Raw genomic sequence first — 17,524 nt, forward strand, 5'->3', positions numbered from 1 at the left:
CGGCAGCCATGGCAACACTGCACGAGCGGAAGAACTACCGCAGAGCGGTTTTGAATGCGCTGTACCAGGCCACCGAGGAGAACCGTCCGGGCACCACGGGGTCCAAGCTGCGCGAAGACCTCGGCCTGCCCGAGCAGGATCTGGCCGCCGCCTGCACGTATCTGGTGGGCGAAGGGCTGGTCGAGGTCGACTGGACGACGCACCACACGCCGGCGATGGTCACGCTGACGCATGAGGGCATCCGACAGATGGAGGCCGAGGAGGAGGAACGGGAGGAGCGCGAGACGCGCGGCTGACCGGGCGGGCGGTGCGCCCGCCGCGGGCCCGCTCTCGCCGGCCCGCCACCCGCGACGGTCAGAGCTGGAACCCGGGCAGTTCGGTGGACTCCGGCGGCGTAGGGGCGGGGGCGGTGACACAGGTGAAGCCCAGGCGGGTCAGCGCCCTGGTCATCTCGCCCGCCGTGAAGTCCCGGCGGTCCTGCCGGGTGATCACCGCACCGACCTGCTTGACGGGGTAGGTGCGGCGGCCGATGACCGCACAGGGACCGAGGGCGGGCTCCGGCGTGATCCCCGCCATGAGCTGCTCCACCTCACTCTTGACGAAGTCGAAGGGGAAATGGGCGATAACGCATCGCATGGTGCCTCAACAGGGTTGAAGGAAGGGCCCGGCGCTTCCTGCCGGGTCCGGATCGATGCGGCCGCCCATGGCGTGAGCGGCCCGGAGGGACGGGTTCATGCGGTCGCGCCGCCGCGGGAACGGTCCCGCGGCCCGGCGCCCCGCCCGTACGCCGACGCGGAGGAGCGACGCCCCCGGCCGGAACCTCCTCGCCGGCGGCGCGCGGCCGTGGTGCGCGGCGCGTTCTGCTGCGCGGCCGGGGCGGCGACGGTGACGGGGATGCCCGAGGGGACCCGGGCGCCGGTGATCCGGCTCAGTTCGGCCTCACCGGAGCGCACCGTGGCCGTCTGCGGGGTGATCCCGGCGTCGGCCATCAGACGGGCCATCTCGCGGCGCTGGTGGGGCAGGACGAGGGTGACGACGCTGCCGGACTCGCCGGCGCGGGCGGTGCGCCCGCCGCGGTGCAGATAGTCCTTGTGGTCGGTGGGCGGGTCCACGTTGACCACGAGATCGAGGTCGTCGACGTGGATGCCGCGGGCCGCCACGTTGGTGGCGACCAGGGCCGTGACGTGGCCCTCCTTGAACTGGGCCAGGGTGCGGGTGCGCTGCGGCTGGGACTTCCCGCCGTGCAGCGCGGCGGCCCGCACGCCGCTCTTCAGCAGATGCCGGGTGAGCCGGTCCACGGCGTGCTTGGTGTCGAGGAACATGATGACGCGGCCGTCACGGGCGGCGATCTCGGTCGTCGTGGCGTGCTTGTCGGCGTCCTGTACGTGCAGGAGGTGATGCTCCATCGTGGTCACCGCCCCCGCGGAGGGGTCGACCGAGTGCACGACCGGGTCGTGCAGGTAGCGGCGGACCAGGGCATCGACATTGCGGTCCAGGGTGGCCGAGAAGAGCAGCCGCTGACCGTCGGCGGGCATCAGGTCGAGCAGCGCGGTGATCTGCGGCAGGAACCCCATGTCGGTCATCTGGTCGGCCTCGTCCAGCACGGTGAGGGCGACGCGGTCCAGCCGGCAGTCGCCGCGCGCGATGAGGTCCCGCAGCCGGCCGGGGGTGGCCACCACGACCTCGGCGCCGTCCCGCAGGGCGCCGGCCTGACGGCCGATCGACATGCCGCCGACCACCGTGGCCAGCCGCAGCGCCAGGGCGCGGGCGTAGGGGGTGAGCGCGTCCGTCACCTGCTGGGCGAGTTCCCGGGTGGGGACGAGGACGACGGCCAGCGGCCGGCGGGACTCCGCGCGCTGTCCGGCGGTCCGGGCGAGCAGCGCGAGGCCGAAGGCCAGGGTCTTGCCGGAGCCGGTGCGGCCCCGGCCCAGCACGTCCCGGCCGGCCAGCGAATTCGGCAGCGTCGCCGCCTGGATCGGGAACGGCACGGTCACGCCCTCGGCGTCGAGCGCCGCGAGGAGCGGCTGGGGCATGTCGAGCTCCGCGAAGGCGGCGACGGCCGGCAGCGACGGGGTCAGGGACTCCGGGACGCTGTACTCACCCTGCGGCGCACCGGAGCGGCCTTTCCGGCCGGCCGGGGTGCGGGAATTCTTCGCGCGGGTCGATGTCTTTGCGCGGTGGGGCTTCTTCGAACGCTCCCCGGCGGTGGGGCTGCCCTGACCCGTGCGGGCGGTGCGGCCGTTCGTACGTGCTGCGCGGTTCATGGTGAACCTTCCTCGGTCGTGAGCGACACGTACGAGGAATTCTCGGCCCTGCGGACCACACGGAGAATCGCCACAACGAGTCGAACAAGATATGAAACAGGTCCGGCCGCGAACGAGGTTTTCGAGGGTTGCGCGCCGGGAATTCGCGGAATTCTGCGCAGCGGCCCGTCCGATGACCTCGGAAGGCGGGCTTCGAAAACGGGACTCGAAGGGCAGGACTCGAAAGCCGCGACGACGGCAGGCAAATGCCGGATACACCGTCCCCGCGACGGCGGCCCGCAGTACCCGTCCGCCGGACGGCGGAAGCCGACCGGAGCGGCACGGCTGCGCGGCCGCGAAACGACAAGCGCTGGGGCCCGCACCCAAGGCGCGGGCCCCAGCGTTGCACGCTTCAGCTTCAGGCGGGAACGATGTTCTCCGCCTGCGGGCCCTTCTGGCCCTGGGTGACGTCGAAGCTCACCTTCTGGCCCTCCTGCAGCTCACGGAAGCCCTGGGCGGCGATGTTCGAGTAGTGGGCGAACACGTCGGCGCCGCCACCGTCCTGCTCGATGAAGCCGAAGCCCTTTTCCGAGTTGAACCACTTCACGGTGCCAGTAGCCATATCTTATTTCTCCTTCGGGGAATTCCTTGGACCCGCACTGCGCGAGCCTCGCGTCGCCGCGATGATTGCCCCACCCGGAAAAATTCCGGCTACACAAAACGCTCCCACCGGCTGGGAGCCGGCCGAAGCGTTGAAGATTTTTGGGAACCACAACTGCAACTGATATCGACAGTAGCACGGCTCATACACCACCGCACAGAGGTTTCCCGGCCGACCGGCCACGAGCCCGGAGCCGGGGCCCCCGCATCCGCAATTTCTCCGGTCGCGACATGAGATATTCATCGCCATTCGACGCCGAATCCATGTACGCCACCCCCGCAGTACAGGCCCCGACCGGCCCAAATCTGTAGCGGCCGAAATAGACATTCTTCACCACCAGCGGATAGGATTGCCCCTTCGATGCCCAGGACGAAGGGTGCGCATGGCTCCGGAACCCCGGCCGCACGCCACCGACCATCTCGACGACGACGAGTACCCCGCCTACACCATGGGCCGCGCCGCGGAGTTGATCGGCACCACACCCGCCTTCCTGCGGTCGCTCGGCGCGGCCCGGCTCATCACCCCGCTGCGGTCCGGAGGCGGCCACCGCCGCTACTCGCGCCACCAGCTGCGCATCGCCGCCCGCGCGCGCGAACTCGTCGACCAGGGCACCCCGATCGACGCCGCCTGCCGCATCATCGCCCTCGAAGACCAACTCGAAGAGGCCCTGCGCCGCAACGAGGAACTGCGCCGGCATGAGGGTCACCCGGGCCGGGCGGGCAGCTCCTGACGGCAGTCGGTCCGGTGGGCCGTTGACGGGCACTGACGATCGGGCGCCGGGAGGCCGGGGCCCGAGGGCGCGAAGAGGCCGTGCATATGGCCGAATTGACCCGGTCCCCGGTGACGCGATTCCCGAGGGACGCGTGTCGAGGGATGCGAATCCGGGTCCGGGGGGATCGGTTTTCCGAGGTGCACGGGTCCGGCGGATGCGATTTCCTACGGACATCTTCGCGGCGGGTGCCCTTTGTTCCGATGGGCGCGGCTTCCGCCCCCGGCCCGGTGGTTTCTCCACCTCGATGCCCCGTCGCTGCTCCCTTCCGGCGGCGAACGCCTTTCCGCCACCCCTCCGGATTCCGCCGCATGTGACGTTTCCTCAAAACCCGCACCCCGTAAGCGGTTCCCGCCGCTGGGCCGGGTTTTATTGTGGCGAGACCGGTAAGATCATGGAACACGCCGTGCGGCCGCGGCGGGCCCACTCCCCGGCAGAGGCGGGCGGTGGCACGGCCCCGGATGCAGGCGCCTCTCGCGCACGCTCCGGGAGCGGACCCTCCGCAATCACCGGGGCGAATTCTCCGCTATGGGGCGAGTATCCGGGAAGTGAATTGCCGTCCCGTATACGGGAGATAGGCCGACGTCGGCAATTTCCTTGATGCATCCCGGTGTTCGTGCGGACATGTCCGGAGTGGAAATACCAACGGGTAAGGAAATCTGCACGGAAGCGTTACAAGCTCTACGCTGCGCCTTCCGTATGTGCGGTTAGCGTTGCTGGCCGCTCGATCCCGCGTGCGAACGTGAAATAACCTCGCCGGCGTCCCTGGCGGCGCAGTCAGCACAGAAAGATCGCAGATGGATTACTGCTCGTCGTGCCGTCGAAATCTCAATGGGGCACTGGTGTGCCCGGGATGCGGTGATTACGCCCCCGACATCGCCCCGCCGTTGACCCGCCGCGAAGCCTCCCCGGTGGATGCGGCCGCGGCCGCTCCCGAATGGGAGGCCTGGCCGGCGAAGGACGGCCCCGCCTCGTTGTCCGGCCTCGGTGCTCCGTACGCCGGCTACGCGCCCGAGGGCGACGCCGGGTCCGGTACGTCGGAGGCGGAGGCCGAGGGAGCCGGTACGGCCGACGACCACGACGGCGCCGCCACCGACGGGCTCGGCCGGGCCGCCCGGCGCCGGCAGCAGGCGCGCTGGAAGAAGTACCGCCGGCGGGCCGCGGCCGCCACGGCCCTCGCCCTCGTGGGCGGCGGCCTGACCATGAGCCTGCTGCGGGACAAGCCGGCCACCGAGCACGCCCAGGCGGCCGCGGCACCGGACCCGACGGACGCGGCCACGCCCCGGACGGTGAACACCAGCGCGTCCTCGAAGGAGCCGGACGGCCATCCTTCGCGGCACCACGACAACCGCCCGTCCAGGGGTTCCGCCAGCCGGCAGCCCACCGTGCACAGCACGCCGACCGCCGTTCCGACGACACCGCGGCCGGCCACCACCACGGCCGCCCCGCCCCGGCACCACGCGACCCCGCACGCGACCCCGCACACCACCTCCGCCCCGACGGGGACGTCCCACGACAGCCACGGCCCCGCGGCGGCACCGAGGACCACCCCGCCCCCGTCCGACACCGGGTCCGGGTCCGACTCCGGCACGAGCACCTCGCCGACGAGCCCGGAGCAGACCCCGCCGACGGCCGACCCGACCTCGCCGGTGTGCCTGCTGGGAGTGGTGTGCGTCAACTGACCGCTCCGGCGGCGCCACGGCGCTGCCCGTCCCCTTGAAGACCGCCCGCGAGCGGGCCCGACCCGTAGGCGAGCACGGCGGGCGGCACCGGTGCTCAGCGGGCCCGGCGCCGCCCGGCCGGTGCGGCTTCGGCCTGCTGGACCGCGGCGTGCGGGCCGGGGGACGGGCCGGCGGCCGGGCCGGAGGACGGCGGGCGGGTGCGGGACTTGAGGACCTGGGCGCCGATGGCGAGCGGGACGCTCAGCAGCAGGACGTAGAAGACCCCGATCTTGCGCAGGTCGTCGAGGAAGAACCAGAGGGCGGTCAGGGCGGTGAACCAGAAGGCCACCAGCGCGAATCCGCCCGCCCGCTCGTCCCGGTAGCCGGCGGCCAGGCACAGCGCGGCCACCACACCCAGCATCAGCGCGAGGATGACGTAGTGGGTGTCCCAGCCGATGGAGCCGCGGGCGAGTTCGGAGAACACCGCCACGGCCTCCGCCACCGGCCCCCAGGCCACCGCGCACGCCAGCCGCGCCGACCACAGGAGCAGCACGCTCCCCGACACCGCGGCGAGCAGGGCGACCCGGGAGAACGCGCTGCCCTCGATCACGTCGGACCGGGAGATCACCAGCGACAGCAGACAGCCGAGCAGCGCGACCGCCCCCTCGGCCGTCGGCCGGAACACCACCCGGCCCGGCCGCCGGCGTACGGGCCGCGGCGCCGGCCCCTCGCCCGGGGGCGCGGGGGAGGCGACCGCCGCGGGAACCACCGCGCCGGCCCGGGGATCGCGTGCGGTGGGTGTCGGGACGGCGGGCGGCGGGGTGGTCCGGGCCGCCGCGCTCAGTGCCGTACGCATCGCGGCGGCATCGGCGAAACGGTCCTCCCGGTCCTTGTGCAGCGCCCGGATGATCACCGCGTCCACGGCGGGCGGCAGTTCGGGGCGGAGCCGTGAGGGCGGCACCGGGTCACCGGTCAGATGCTGGTGCATGACGGAGAACGGGGAATCGCCGGTGTACGGGGGACGCCCGGTCAGCAGCTCGTACAGCAGAGCGCCCACGGCGTAGAGGTCCGTACGGTGGTCCGTGTCGCCGCCCTGGATCTGCTCCGGGGCCAGATAGGCGGGCGTGCCGACCGCCACGCCCGTGCCGGTCAGCCGGGTGGCCACCTCGCTGAGCGCCTTGGCGATGCCGAAGTCGACGACCTTGATCTTGCCCGTACCGGCGAGCATGACGTTCGCGGGTTTGATGTCCCGGTGCACGATGGCGTGCCGGTGGCTGTGCTCCAGCGCCTCCAGCACCTGCCCCACGACGTCGACCGCCTGCGCGGGCGGCAGCGCCCCGCCCTTGAGGACGTGGCTGAGGGTCGTGCCCTCCACGTACTCCATGACCAGATAGGGCTCGGCGGCGCCGCCGGAAGCGTCCTCGCCGACATCGTGCACGGTGGCGACGCCGGGGTGGTTCAGCGCGGCGGCGGCATGCGCCTCGCGCTGGAAGCGGGAGAGGAACTCGGGCTGCAGCGCCAGCTCGGCGGAGAGTGTCTTGACGGCGACGGTACGGCGCAACCGGTGGTCGTGGGCGCGGTACACCGTTCCCATCCCGCCGTGCCCGAGCTGCTCCACCAGCTCGTAGCGCTGCCCCAATATTCTGTTCTCCACCCGGTTTCCTCCACGGACCGCCGACGCCGACACGCCGGAAGACGCCCCTGGGCGCGGGCGGGTTCCGCCGTGGGCCCGCGCGCCCGGCCCGCTCCCCCGCCCGGTCCTCCGCGCGCTTCGATGCCCGCCGGACACGCCTCGTCCCCGGGGACGAGGAGCCGGTGCACGCCAGGTGTCGCCCTCGCCGCCCGCCCCGGGAGCCCCACCCCGCGACTCGTTCGTGTGTACGAGCTATCGTGTGCCGCAATCTGTTCCGGTGCGGTGAAGGAGACCCGCGGTGCCCGATTTGGGACGACTCGTGGCCGACCGGTACCGGCTCGTGGAGCGCGTGGGCCGCGGCGGCATGGGGACGGTGTGGCGGGCCGAGGACGAGCTGCTCGGCCGGACCGTCGCCGTGAAGAAACTGCATGTCCCGCCCCACCTGGGCGACGACGAGGTACGGACGCTTCACGAGCGCACCCGCCGTGAGGCCCGCAGCGCTGCCCGGATCACCCACCCCAATGTGATCGTGGTGCACGACGTCGTCGACGACGAGGGCCTGCCGTGCATCGTCATGGAGTACATCCCCTCGGTCACGCTGGGCGATCTGGTCAAGCGCGACGGTGCACTGCCGCCCGGCGAAGCGGCCCGGATCGGCTGCGGGATGGCCGCCGCACTGCGGGCCGCGCACGACGCCGGGGTGCTGCACCGGGACGTCAAGCCCGCCAATGTGCTGCTCGGGAGCGCGGGGCGGATCGTCCTCACCGACTTCGGGATCGCCGTGCAGTCCGGCACGCCCTCCCTGACCAGGACCGGTGAGCTGGTCGGGTCGATCCCGTACCTCGCGCCGGAGCGCCTGCGGAGCGGGACCACCGAGCCCGGTCCGGCCTGCGACCTGTGGTCCCTCGGCGCCACGCTGTACGAAGCCGTCGAGGGCCGCCCCCCGTTCCGGCGGGACACCGCGATCGAGATGGCCTACGCCACGGTCGCCGAGGCCCACGACCCGCCGCACAACGCCGGCGGCCTGGCCCCGGTGATCGAGGGCCTGCTGGTGAAGGACCCCGGGGAGCGCATGGCCGCACACGAGGCCGAGCGCCTCCTCGGGCAGGCGGCCGGCACCGAGGCCGCCACCGCGCCCGCCGCCGTCGCACCGTCCTCCCGGACCGACCACACCCAGCCGTCCGCCGAGCCGGACACCCGGCCGCACCGCACCCAGGATCCCGGCCCGGCCCGGAAGCGCGGCCGCGGCCGGCGCGCGGTGCTGTGGGGTGCCGCGGCGGTGGCGGCCGCCGCCTGTGCGACGGGCGGGGTGCTGCTGTGGCCCCAGCTCGTCGGTGCCGGCCACGCGGACGGCCGGCCGTCCGCGGCCGGGAGCCGCCCGGCGAGCCCGAGCGCCTCCCCGCCGCCGTTGCCCGCGGGCTACCACCTCGAAAAGCCGGGCGCGGGCTTCTCCCTCCCCGTACGGAACGGCTGGGCCCGCCAGGACCCGCCCGGCGGTGAGGTCGCCTACGTGGACCCGACCAAGCTGGTGGGCCTGCGGATCAACATCGCGGAATTCGCCGGGTCCGATCCGGTCCGGCACTGGCGGGAGACCGAGGAGGCCCAGACCCGCCGGGACAACCCGGGCTATGAGCGGGTACGGATGGACACCACGACCTTCCGCGGACGGCCCGCGGGGTACTGGGAATTCACCTTCCAGGGCCGACAACGCGGCTACCGGGCGGTGGAGCTGGCGTTCAGCAGTACGGACGGCACCCAGTACGTCATCTACCTCTCCGCGCCGGACGATCGGTGGAACCAGTACCGGCCGGACTTCGACAACGCCGTCAAGGGGATCCGCCTGCGCGCGTAGCCGCCGGCGCCCGCGCACAGCGCGACGAGGGTGAGCACCGCACAGACGGGATAGCACCAGCCGAGCGTGGCGAGGTACCAGGGCCGGCCGAACTGTGTGATGTCCGGCTGGGCCAGCTCCAGCCAGTGGATGGGATACCCGGCGAGGACGGTGCACCAGGCCAGCAGGGCCGCGGTGTGCGCGGGTGTCCGGCGCGGGGTGTGGACCAGCCACAGCACGGCCGCGACGGCCCAGACCCAGTGATGGCACCAGGAGATGGGGCTCAGCAGCAGGCCGCAGAACTGGACGGCGAGCAGTGCGCCGAGCCGGTCGCCGCGGCGGACGGTGCGCACCACGGCCGTCAGCGCCGGCAGGGCCGCCGGGACGGCGCAGGCCCACCAGGGGGCGGACCAGCCGACGTCCTGGCCGAGCGTGCGCGACAGGGCCCCGCGCAGCGACTGGTTCAGCACCGAGCCGACCGGGCCGACGCGGGCGGCCTCCCCCACCGTATGGAGCCAGAAGCCGGTGGCGGTCCGCGGGTCCGCCCACCAGCCGGCCGCGACCGTGGCGAGGAACACCGCGGCCGACCACCACACCGCCGACCAGCGCCGGTGTGCCAGGAAGTAGAGGCCGGTGACCGCGGGGACCAGCTTGATGCCCGCGGCGAGGCCGGTGCCGAGCCCCGCCGTCGCCGCGGTACGCCGCCGCACCGCGTAGCCGACCAGCGCCGCCAGCAGCAGATTGACCTGCCCGAACGCGAGCGTGACGGCGACCGGTTCGGTCCACAGCAGGACGGCGCTCCACAGCAGCACCCGGCGGCGGTGCCGGGCGGCGGGAGCGTCCGGGTCGGCCAGCCGCAGACAGCAGTGGACCAGCCCGCACAGCGCCGCGATCGAGGCCGCGGTCCACACGCCGCTCGCCACCGGCCAGGCGACCCGGCCGAGCGGGAGGAAGAGCAGCGCGGCGAAGGGCGGATAGGTGAACGGCAACGGGAACATGTGGGAGCCGGGCAGACGCAGGCGGAAGGCGTAGAGATCGCCGGTGGCCAGATGCGGGGCCGCGGCCCGGTAGACCCGCAGGTCCACCATGCCCGTGCGCAGGCACGCCGGGAGCCACATCAGCAGCAGCAGCGCCGTGGCGGACAGCAGCAGCACCGCGCCCGGACGGCGGGCGAGCAGGTTCCGCGCCGCCTCGATACGGCGCCGGCCCGGTGCCGTGCGCGCCTCGCCCGCCCCGCCGGGAGGAAGGCGGACCGCGCGGCTCACGCTCCCCGGCCCGTCTGCCGGCCGGGCCGTGCGAGGCGGCCCGCCGCACGGTGTCCCGCCGCATGCCGGCCCGTCGTCGCGGCCGCCTCGTAGACACTGACCGCGAAGGGCCGGCCGGTGCCCCGCTCCACGTGCTCGGTGACGCGGCGCACGTCCGCGGCCGCCTCGATGTACGCACAGAATCTGCGGGCCTCCGGCCACGGGTGCACCAGGACCAGCAGCCCGCCGGGCGCCACCGCCGCGGTCAGATGGGCGCAGGCCCGCCGCAGTTGCCGGGGCCGGCCCAGGTAGTACAGCAGCTCGGCGCAGAAGACGAGGTCGAAGCGGTCCGCCGGCGGCGCGGTGACGATGTTCAGGCGCACGAACCGGGGGGCGGGGCCGGGGGCGGGCGTGCGGGCCCGGGCGAGGGCCCGTTCGGAGATGTCCGCACCGGTGACGTCGGCGTGCGGATAGGCCGCCGCGAGGCGGTGGGTGAAGGCGCCCTCGCTGCACCCCACGTCCAGGATCCGCCCGTAGTGGCGGGCGGGAAGCTGTTCCAGTGTCGTCGCGTACTTGAACTGCTCGTACTCGTCCACGGCCAGCCCCCACGGGTCCGGCCGCCGGTGCCACCAGTCGAAGTAACGGTGCAGCAGCCGTTCCTGGCTGCGGACGCCGAGGAGGGAGAGCGCGGCGAAGAGCGCGCGGTGACAGCGGTCGAGGACCCGGTGCATGAATACCTTCCGGCCGTTGCGGTGGCCGCGCTCCCCGGCGGCCGCCGGGCGTAGGGGGCAGCTCGGCGCGTCAGCGGGCGACGTCGTCGTAGGCGTGGGCGAAAGCGTCGGTGACCACCGGCCAGGTGCAGTGCACCGGCTCGGTCTCCCAGTTGTGTGCCGCCAGGCTGCGCCGTGCCCCCGGCGTACGGGCCAGCCAGAGCACCTCGTCGGCAAGGGCGAAGGCCGAGTGCCCGCACAGGGCGCCCTCACGGTTGTGCCGTACGAAGTCGGCGACACCGGTGTGCTCCCGGGCGAGGACCGGGAGCCCGCTGGTGCGCGCCTCCAGGGCGGCGATCCCGAAGGACTCCCGGCAGGACGCGTTGACGAACAGGTCCGCCTCGGACAGCAGATCCCGGACCTCCCGGGGCTGCAGACGGCCCACCAGGCGGATCCAGCCGTCCATGTGGTGGCTGCGCAGATAGCGCTGTATCGGCCTCAGGCTCGGTCCGGCACCGGCGAAGGTGGCGCGCAGCGCCGTGCCCTGCCGGGACATCCGGGTGTGTGCGGAGTGCAGCGCCGCCAGCAGCTCCATGGGTTCCTTGCGCGGGACGAGCCGGCCGACGGCGACCACGTGCACCCGGCCGTCCTGCCGCTCCACCTCGGCGCGGGTGCGCCACCACGCGGCATCGATCCCGTTGGGAATGACCCGCGGGGCGAGGTCCGGGAGCGCCTGGCGGACCAGCCGGGCCGCCGACCTGCTCACCGTCGTCACGGCGACCGGAGCGGCCGGGCCGTGCCCGGTCCGGCTCAGGAGGCGGTACATGCACCGCACCACGGGATCCCACATGCTGTGGATGGTGGCCACGGCCGGGATGCCCCGGCGCCGCGCGCAGGCCAGCGCCGCCCAGGCGAACGGGGAGGCCGCGCCCAGGTGCACGTGCACCACCCGTGGGTGACGCCTCGTCAACAGCCGGTCGATCGCCTGTCCCGCCCTGGGGTGAACGGGCAGCTGCCCGGGCAGCCGCGCGGTGATCCTGTGCACGGGAAACGGCCACGGCGCCTCCGGATCCCCCGAAGCGGCCGGCGTCGCGGTGGCGACCTCGGTGGCCAGACCCGCCCGGTGCTGCGCGGCAGCCAGGGCGGCGACCTGGATCTCGATTCCTCCTGTCCGCGGCGCAAAGCAGTCTGAAATGTGAAGGATCATGGCTGCACTTCCGAAATCTGGCGTGAAGTCCACCAGTATGGGGTGGTACATCATGCTTCGTGCGACATACGTGTTTGTTCTTTCACGCCCATCCGGACGACGAGGCACTGCTGACCGCCGGCACCATGGCGGGCCTGGCCCGCCGGGGCCACCGCGTGGTGCTGGTCCTGGCCACGGCGGGCGAACGCGGCCTGACCTCGACCGCCCTGCGGGAAAGCGGTCTGGGCGGGGTGCGCCGCGCGGAGGCCCACGCCTCCGCCCGGATCCTGGGGTGCGCGCGCGTCGCCTTCCTCGGCTACGCCGATTCCGGGCACTCCGGCACCCCCGAGGCCTCCTCCCCCGGCGGCGCACGGCCGTTCGCCTCGGCCGACGTCGACGAAGCGGCCGGCCGGCTGGCCGCACTCCTCACCGAGGAGCGCGCCGACCTGCTGACGGTCTACGACCCGGCCGGCGGCTACGGCCATCCGGACCACGTACAGGTGCACCGCGTCGGCTACCGCGCCGCCCAACTGGCGGGCACCCCGGTGGTCCTGGAGGCCACCGTCGACCGGACCCTGCTGCTGCGCGGGCTGCGGGCGGCCTCCTGGGTCCACCGCTTCCCGCCCCAGTTCGACCGGGACTCCTTCCGGCAGGCGTACGGCGCCCGCGCCGACATCACCCACCGGGTACCGGTCAAGCGGTACTGGCGGGCCAAGCGCGCCAGCCTCGCCGCGCACCTCAGCCAGGCGCAGGGCGGTGACTCCGAGCGCACCCTGGCCGCCCTGGGCCGGCTGCCCGGACCGGCCTTCCGCCAGGTGCTGGGCACCGAGTGGTACATCCAGCGCGGGCTGCCCGCCGGGCCCGTCCTGCGCGATCCGCTGGCCACACTGGCGGGCACCCTGGCGACGGCAGCGCGCCGATGAGGCGGCGGGCCGTACGCCTGCCGGCGCTCGCCGTGCGGCTGCTGGGCCTGCTCTCCTCCGCCACCGGCCTGGTGCTGCTGGCGCTGGCCGTACCGAAGGCGGCGGGCACCGACTGGGCCGCCGTCCGGGCCCAGTTCGGGCACCTCAGCGGGCCCGAGCTGGCGCTGATGTGCGCCTCGGCGGCGGCCGCGCTGTGGAGCTACACCTACGTCCTCACCGCCGCGCTCCCCGGGCTGACGCAGCGTCAGGCGCTGCTGGTGCACTGCACCGGCAGCGCCGTCAGCAATCTGCTGCCGCTCGGCGGCGGTGCCGGGGTCGCGGTCACCTACGCCATGGCGCGCCGGTGGGGGCACCCGCCGCGCGCCGTGGCGGTGTGCGTGGCGCTCACCGGGGTGTGCAACGTGGCCGCCCGGCTGTTCCTGTCCGCGGTGGGCGCACTGCTGCTGGCCCGGACCGCGGTGCCCGGCATCGGCTGGGCGGCGGCCGCCGGCGCGGTGGTCCTCGTGCTGCCCGCGGCGTGCGCCGCCGTCCGGCCGGCCGTACGCCGCCGGGCGCACCGGGTCCGCCGGCCGGGGGCACCGGCCGGCGCGCCGCGGCGCCGGATCACCGCGCACGCCCGGCGGCTGGCGGCCGGCGTGCGCGCCGGCCGGGACGTGCTGCGCCGGTCCTGGCCGCAGTTGGTGTGCGCGATGGCCGCCACGCTGGCGGCGCAGGGCGTGCTGTTCCTGGTCTGTCTGCAGGCGGCGGGCGCCCGTACGGGGGTGGCGGACGCGCTCGCGGTGTTCGCCGCCAGCCGGCTGCTGACCCAGATCGCGGTGACCCCCGGCGGGATCGGCGTCACCGAGTGCGCCGCCGCCGTCGCGCTCGTCGCCCTAGGCGGCGCCCCCGCCGCGGTGGCCTCGGCGATGCTGCTCTTCGCCGCGTTCACGCATCTGCTGGAGATCCCCCTGGGCGCGCTCACCGGCGCACTTTGGCTGCTGCGTCCGGGAGGACGGCGACCGGCGCCCGCGCCGGCCGCACCCTGAGTCCGGTCGCCACCACGGCCAGCGCCAGCCCCGCCCCGACCGCGGCCGCACATCCGCTCGCCCAGGTGGGGCCCTGCCCCGAGGGCATCACCACCAGCGTCAGCGCCACCACTGCCGCCTTCGCGCCGGGCCGCGCCAACCGCCGCCAGTCGGCCGCCGCCAGCGGCACCACCGCCCACAGCACGTACCAGGGCTGCGCCGCCGGTGCGGCGACCACCAGCGCCAACAGCCCGGCGCCCGCGGCCCGTTCGGCACCGGCGTGCGGGGCGCGCCACGCCCAGTGGCCCACCGCGGCCAGGCCCGCCAGGAGTCCGGCCAGCCGCGCGGCCGTCATCGCCCCGCCCGCCGTGCCCCACCCGAGCCCCTCGGCGAGCCACCCCAGCAGATGGCCGGCGTCGGTGCTCAGGGACAGCAGGGTGTGCACCGCGGCGGGCGTCCGCAGGGTCCACAGCCATCCCCACCCCTGGCCGCACACCGCCACCCCCGCCACCAGCGCCGCGGCCGCCACCCCGGCGAGCCGCGCCGCCTGCCACCACCGCTGCCGGGCCCCGTCCCGCCCGGCCACGGTCACCGCGGCCGCACACAACAACGCCACCGCGGCGGGGGCCTTCACCAGCACCGCCGCGGTCAGGACGAAGGTCCCCAGACACCAGCGCCCGCGGCGGAACGCCAGCAGCCCGGCCAGCACCAGCCCGAGCATCAGCGCGTCGTTGTGCGCCCCGCCCACCAGATGCAGCAGCACCAGCGGGTTGAGCGCCCCGGCCCACAGCGCGCCGGCCGCCCCCGGGCCCGAGGTGTCCGCCGGCCGCCCCAGGGCCCACACCATCAGGCCCACTCCGGCCAGCGCCACCAGCCGCAGCCCCAGCACCGCGGCCACCACGTGCTGTTCTCCGGTGACCGCCACCACGGCGCGGGCCGCCGCGACGGACAGCGGTCCGTACGGGGCCGGCGACCGGTGCCACATCCCCGGGACGTTGGCCGCGAGCGGACCGCCCAGCGCCGCCGGGCCCAGCGCGTACACATCCAGGCCACGTCCCGCCAGCGCGCCCTGGGCGAGATAGCTGTAGGCGTCGCTGCTGCCCACCAGCGGGCCCGGCACCAGCGGCAGCGCCCAGCACCACAGCGCCGCCCGCAGCTGCCGTCGCTCGACCCCCGCACCGGACGCGAGCCGGCTGCCCAGTTGCCACCAGGCGGTGATCAGCAGCACCAGCCCGGCATAGGAGGCGGCCACGCACACCCAGGTGACCGACTCCCCGCGCCGCCCCCACACCCCGTCCGGCACCCCCGGCGGCAGCGCCCCGGCCGCCCAGGCGCCGGTCCCCAGCAGGACGGACCCCAGCGCGCCCAGGAGCACGTTTCCCCGGACGGTGCTCCCTGCCGCGCTCATCCGGCCAACCTAGAGCGGAGCGGGGGCCGCGGCGGCACACCCGGCCGGGCACGTCGCCCGTCCGTGCGAGGGCGGGTCCATGGCGCGGCGGACGGGCCCGCGCGGTGGCGCGCTCCGCGGCCGCGCTACTCCCCGATGCCGATCAGCGCCAGCGTGATGTTGTCGGGCCCGCCCGCCTCGATGGCGGACTTCCACAGTTCGAAGGCGGCCCGGCCGCCGCTGTGCAACCGCAGCAGCTCCTCGACCTCGTCCTGGGGGACATGGTCGGTCAGGCCGTCGGTGCACACCAGATAACGGGCGCCCGCGGCGAGCGGCGCGGCCGCGACGTGCGGGACGACGGGGCTGAACTCCCGCGCCCCGCCGAGGGCCTGGGTGACGAGGGAGGTGGTGGTCCGGCCCGGCGCCGGCGCGGGGCTGTCGTCCACGCTGACCTGGCGCAGGTCGTCCGCGGTCGCGTCCAGCACCCGGCTGTCGCCCACGTTGAACACCAGCACGGCATCGTCCCGGACGACGGCGCCGGCGACGGTGGTGCCCATGGTGCGCAGCTCCGGGTCCCGGTCGGCGGCCGCGTACACCGCGTGGTTGCAGAGGTTCAGGGCGTCACGGACGGCCTCCTCGCTGTCCAGTGACGGCCCGAACGCGGCCAGTTGCCGCACGGTCAGGGCGCTGGCCACCTCGCCGGCCGGCTGCCCCCCGATGCCGTCGGCGACCGCGACGACCAGCGGGGTGCCGAGCGGGAACACCAAGGTCTGCGGGTTCTCGGTCACCGTGCCGCAGAGCGTCCAGGGGCCGGCCACCAGACTGTCCTCGTTGTGCTCGCGGACCAGTCCGGTGTGGCTCAGCGCGGTCACGGTGACGTACTGCATGGACGCGTCCCGACTCCGGTGCTCCGCCACGGCGGGCCCGTGGCGTGCCGTCTCCCCATTGTCGCGCCGCCGCCCGGCCCCGCGCGCGCCGCGCCGGCACCGGCCGGTCAGCGGGTGTCCTTGCCGCTCAGGGAGGAGCGCTGCATCAGCCGGGAGACGTCCTTGCCGGTGGCGATGCCCACCAGCCGCCCGTCCTCCACGACGAGGATGCGTGCCCCGGTCCGCAGGCTGATCCGGTCGAGCGCCGTGCTCAGCGGCTCGTCCGGAGCGGCGACCGCGCACTGGGACAGCGGGATCGCCACCTCCCGCACCCGCAGGCTCTCCCGGCTCGCGGCCGGGACCGACGCCAGGCGGCGCAGCTGCACGACGCCGCTGGGGCGGCCGTCGAAGTCGACCAGCGGCAGCGCGGAGTGGCGGGAGTGCACGGCGACCTCGTCGATGAAGCGCTGGACGGTCAGCCAGTCGGCGCCGGTCGCCACCGGGCTGGACATCGCCTCGGCCACGCGTACCCCGCGCAGCGTGGTGTGCAGCGCGGCGCGGCGCCGTTCCGCCCCGGCGACGACCATGATGAACAGGCCGACGAAGACGATCCACAGCCCGCCCGGCGCGCCCCGCAGCACGGAGATCCAGCCGGCGGCCACCAGCAGCAACCCCATGATCTGGCCGCCGCGGGACGCCGCCAGATCCGCGCGGTCCCGGTCCCCGGTGCGCCACCACAGCACGGCCTGCACCACCCTGCCGCCGTCCAGCGGCACGGCCGGCAGCAGGTTGAAGACGCCCAGGAACAGGTTCGCCCAGCCCAGCCACGCCAGGACGACCGAGGGGACCGCCCAGCCGGACAGCCCGTGCAGGCCGAATGCGGCGCCGAGCGCGATGCCGCCGATGACCAGGCTGGTGAGCGGCCCGCTGACCGCCACCGCGAAGGCTGCCGCCGGGCTCTGCGGCCGCCCCATCCGGGTGGTGCCGCCCAGCGCCCACAGCGTCACGTCCTCGACGGAGATCTTCTTCCGCAGGGCGACCGCGGCATGCGCCGTTTCGTGCAGCAGCAGGCTGCCCATGAGCAGCGCGGCCCCGACGACTCCGGCGAGGGCGTAGACGGCGTCCGAGCGCCCCGGCGTCCAGACGGGCAGGCCCTGCCGGCCGAGTCCGTACGCGAACAGGCCCACCAGCAGCGGCACGCTCCAGTGCATGCGCAGCGGGACCCCGACCACACGTCCCACCCGGACCGAGCCGTTCATCCTCGTCTCCTGCCGGCCCGGCGCCCGGCCCCCGCGGGGCAGGCCTCGTCGGCCCGCGCTCCGGGAAGCGGCCGCCCGGCCTCACGCCACCATTGTCGCGCGCGGAACCCGGAGCGTGTCTCCCGGCAGACGTCCTACGCTGGAAAG

The 17,524-nt window shown here is 74.5% G+C and carries 16 protein-coding genes; 6 read left to right on the forward strand and 10 right to left on the reverse strand.

The window, feature by feature from the left end; genetic code table 11:
• Nucleotides 1–8 precede the first annotated feature (8 nt).
• On the forward strand, nt 9–296 hold the full coding sequence (locus EST92_RS04805) for a hypothetical protein (RefSeq protein WP_129279684.1): 288 nt from the start codon (nt 9–11) through the stop codon (nt 294–296).
• A 58-nt stretch (nt 297–354) separates the two neighbouring features.
• Here the strand turns inward: EST92_RS04805 and EST92_RS04810 are convergent, their stop codons facing one another.
• The 3 genes from EST92_RS04810 to EST92_RS04820 all read right to left on the reverse strand — a co-directional run bounded on the left by EST92_RS04810 (nt 355) and on the right by EST92_RS04820 (nt 2,865).
• Nucleotides 355–636, reverse strand: a complete 282-nt coding sequence (locus tag EST92_RS04810; RefSeq protein ID WP_129279685.1) for an SCO5918 family protein — start codon at nt 634–636, stop codon at nt 355–357.
• A gap of 95 nt (nt 637–731) precedes the next feature.
• Nucleotides 732–2,264 (reverse strand): DEAD/DEAH box helicase, encoded by a 1,533-nt coding sequence (locus EST92_RS04815; RefSeq protein ID WP_129279686.1) that lies wholly within the window; start codon nt 2,262–2,264, stop codon nt 732–734.
• A 397-nt stretch (nt 2,265–2,661) separates the two neighbouring features.
• Nucleotides 2,662–2,865, reverse strand: a complete 204-nt coding sequence (locus EST92_RS04820; protein WP_006604579.1) for a cold-shock protein — start codon at nt 2,863–2,865, stop codon at nt 2,662–2,664.
• A gap of 421 nt (nt 2,866–3,286) precedes the next feature.
• Between EST92_RS04820 and EST92_RS04825 the strand changes: the two genes are divergently transcribed.
• Complete coding sequence (locus tag EST92_RS04825; RefSeq protein ID WP_129279687.1) at nt 3,287–3,634, forward strand: MerR family transcriptional regulator; 348 nt, start codon at nt 3,287–3,289, stop codon at nt 3,632–3,634.
• Nucleotides 3,635–4,560: 926 nt separating this feature from the next.
• A complete protein-coding gene (locus EST92_RS04830; protein WP_129279688.1) occupies nt 4,561–5,355 on the forward strand; it encodes a hypothetical protein in 795 nt (264 codons plus the stop codon).
• A 94-nt stretch (nt 5,356–5,449) separates the two neighbouring features.
• Here EST92_RS04830 and EST92_RS04835 read toward each other — a convergent pair whose 3' ends face one another.
• Nucleotides 5,450–6,988: a protein kinase gene (locus EST92_RS04835; RefSeq protein ID WP_129279689.1), complete on the reverse strand. Its 1,539-nt coding sequence runs from the start codon at nt 6,986–6,988 to the stop codon at nt 5,450–5,452.
• A gap of 277 nt (nt 6,989–7,265) precedes the next feature.
• On the opposite strand from EST92_RS04835, the gene EST92_RS04840 reads away from it, so the two are divergent.
• Nucleotides 7,266–8,819, forward strand: a complete 1,554-nt coding sequence (locus EST92_RS04840; protein ID WP_129279690.1) for a serine/threonine-protein kinase — start codon at nt 7,266–7,268, stop codon at nt 8,817–8,819.
• Here EST92_RS04840 and EST92_RS04845 read toward each other — a convergent pair.
• From EST92_RS04845 to EST92_RS04855, 3 genes are all read right to left on the reverse strand, one after another.
• Nucleotides 8,735–10,063: a glycosyltransferase 87 family protein gene (locus EST92_RS04845; protein ID WP_129279691.1), complete on the reverse strand. Its 1,329-nt coding sequence runs from the start codon at nt 10,061–10,063 to the stop codon at nt 8,735–8,737. The genes EST92_RS04840 and EST92_RS04845 overlap by 85 nt on opposite strands.
• The gene (locus tag EST92_RS04850; protein ID WP_129279692.1) at nt 10,060–10,773 is read right to left on the reverse strand and encodes a class I SAM-dependent methyltransferase; all 714 of its coding nucleotides are present in this window, start codon (nt 10,771–10,773) and stop codon (nt 10,060–10,062) included. The genes EST92_RS04845 and EST92_RS04850 overlap by 4 nt, the downstream gene beginning before the upstream one ends.
• Before the next feature lie 70 nt (nt 10,774–10,843).
• On the reverse strand, nt 10,844–11,959 hold the full coding sequence (locus EST92_RS04855; protein ID WP_129279693.1) for a glycosyltransferase family 4 protein: 1,116 nt from the start codon (nt 11,957–11,959) through the stop codon (nt 10,844–10,846).
• Between the two features lie 74 nt (nt 11,960–12,033).
• On the opposite strand from EST92_RS04855, the gene EST92_RS04860 reads away from it, so the two are divergent.
• Nucleotides 12,034–12,861 carry a PIG-L family deacetylase gene (locus EST92_RS04860; RefSeq protein ID WP_129279694.1) on the forward strand — a complete coding sequence of 276 codons (828 nt, stop codon included), beginning with the start codon at nt 12,034–12,036 and terminating at the stop codon, nt 12,859–12,861.
• On the forward strand, nt 12,858–13,886 hold the full coding sequence (locus EST92_RS04865; protein WP_129279695.1) for a YbhN family protein: 1,029 nt from the start codon (nt 12,858–12,860) through the stop codon (nt 13,884–13,886). The genes EST92_RS04860 and EST92_RS04865 overlap by 4 nt, the downstream gene beginning before the upstream one ends.
• On the opposite strand, the gene mptB is transcribed toward EST92_RS04865, so the two are convergent.
• From mptB to EST92_RS04885, 3 genes are all read right to left on the reverse strand, one after another.
• Nucleotides 13,819–15,273 (reverse strand): polyprenol phosphomannose-dependent alpha 1,6 mannosyltransferase MptB, encoded by a 1,455-nt coding sequence (mptB, locus tag EST92_RS04870; RefSeq protein ID WP_129279696.1) that lies wholly within the window; start codon nt 15,271–15,273, stop codon nt 13,819–13,821. The genes EST92_RS04865 and mptB overlap by 68 nt on opposite strands.
• Nucleotides 15,274–15,398: 125 nt before the next feature.
• Nucleotides 15,399–16,139, reverse strand: a complete 741-nt coding sequence (locus EST92_RS04880; RefSeq protein ID WP_129279697.1) for a protein phosphatase 2C domain-containing protein — start codon at nt 16,137–16,139, stop codon at nt 15,399–15,401.
• Between the two features lie 107 nt (nt 16,140–16,246).
• A complete protein-coding gene (locus EST92_RS04885; RefSeq protein WP_129279698.1) occupies nt 16,247–17,377 on the reverse strand; it encodes a site-2 protease family protein in 1,131 nt (376 codons plus the stop codon).
• Between the last annotated feature and the right edge of the window lie 147 nt (nt 17,378–17,524).

The organism is Streptomyces sp. TM32, assembly GCF_004122755.1.
In the GTDB taxonomy this organism is placed as follows: Bacteria; Actinomycetota; Actinomycetes; order Streptomycetales; family Streptomycetaceae; genus Streptomyces; species Streptomyces sioyaensis.

Bases quoted from the DNA above. Each gene is read 5' to 3' on its own strand.
- EST92_RS04805 (WP_129279684.1), top strand. From the start codon at position 9: ATGGCAACACTGCACGAGCGGAAGAACTACCGCAGAGCGGTTTTGAAT.
- EST92_RS04880 (WP_129279697.1), bottom strand. From the start codon at position 16,139: ATGCAGTACGTCACCGTGACCGCGCTGAGCCACACCGGACTGGTCCGC.
- EST92_RS04810 (WP_129279685.1), bottom strand. From the start codon at position 636: ATGCGATGCGTTATCGCCCATTTCCCCTTCGACTTCGTCAAGAGTGAG.
- EST92_RS04865 (WP_129279695.1), top strand. From the start codon at position 12,858: ATGAGGCGGCGGGCCGTACGCCTGCCGGCGCTCGCCGTGCGGCTGCTG.
- mptB (WP_129279696.1), bottom strand. From the start codon at position 15,273: ATGAGCGCGGCAGGGAGCACCGTCCGGGGAAACGTGCTCCTGGGCGCG.
- EST92_RS04815 (WP_129279686.1), bottom strand. From the start codon at position 2,264: ATGAACCGCGCAGCACGTACGAACGGCCGCACCGCCCGCACGGGTCAG.
- EST92_RS04855 (WP_129279693.1), bottom strand. From the start codon at position 11,959: ATGATCCTTCACATTTCAGACTGCTTTGCGCCGCGGACAGGAGGAATC.
- EST92_RS04820 (WP_006604579.1), bottom strand. From the start codon at position 2,865: ATGGCTACTGGCACCGTGAAGTGGTTCAACTCGGAAAAGGGCTTCGGC.
- EST92_RS04850 (WP_129279692.1), bottom strand. From the start codon at position 10,773: ATGCACCGGGTCCTCGACCGCTGTCACCGCGCGCTCTTCGCCGCGCTC.
- EST92_RS04885 (WP_129279698.1), bottom strand. From the start codon at position 17,377: ATGAACGGCTCGGTCCGGGTGGGACGTGTGGTCGGGGTCCCGCTGCGC.
- EST92_RS04825 (WP_129279687.1), top strand. From the start codon at position 3,287: ATGGCTCCGGAACCCCGGCCGCACGCCACCGACCATCTCGACGACGAC.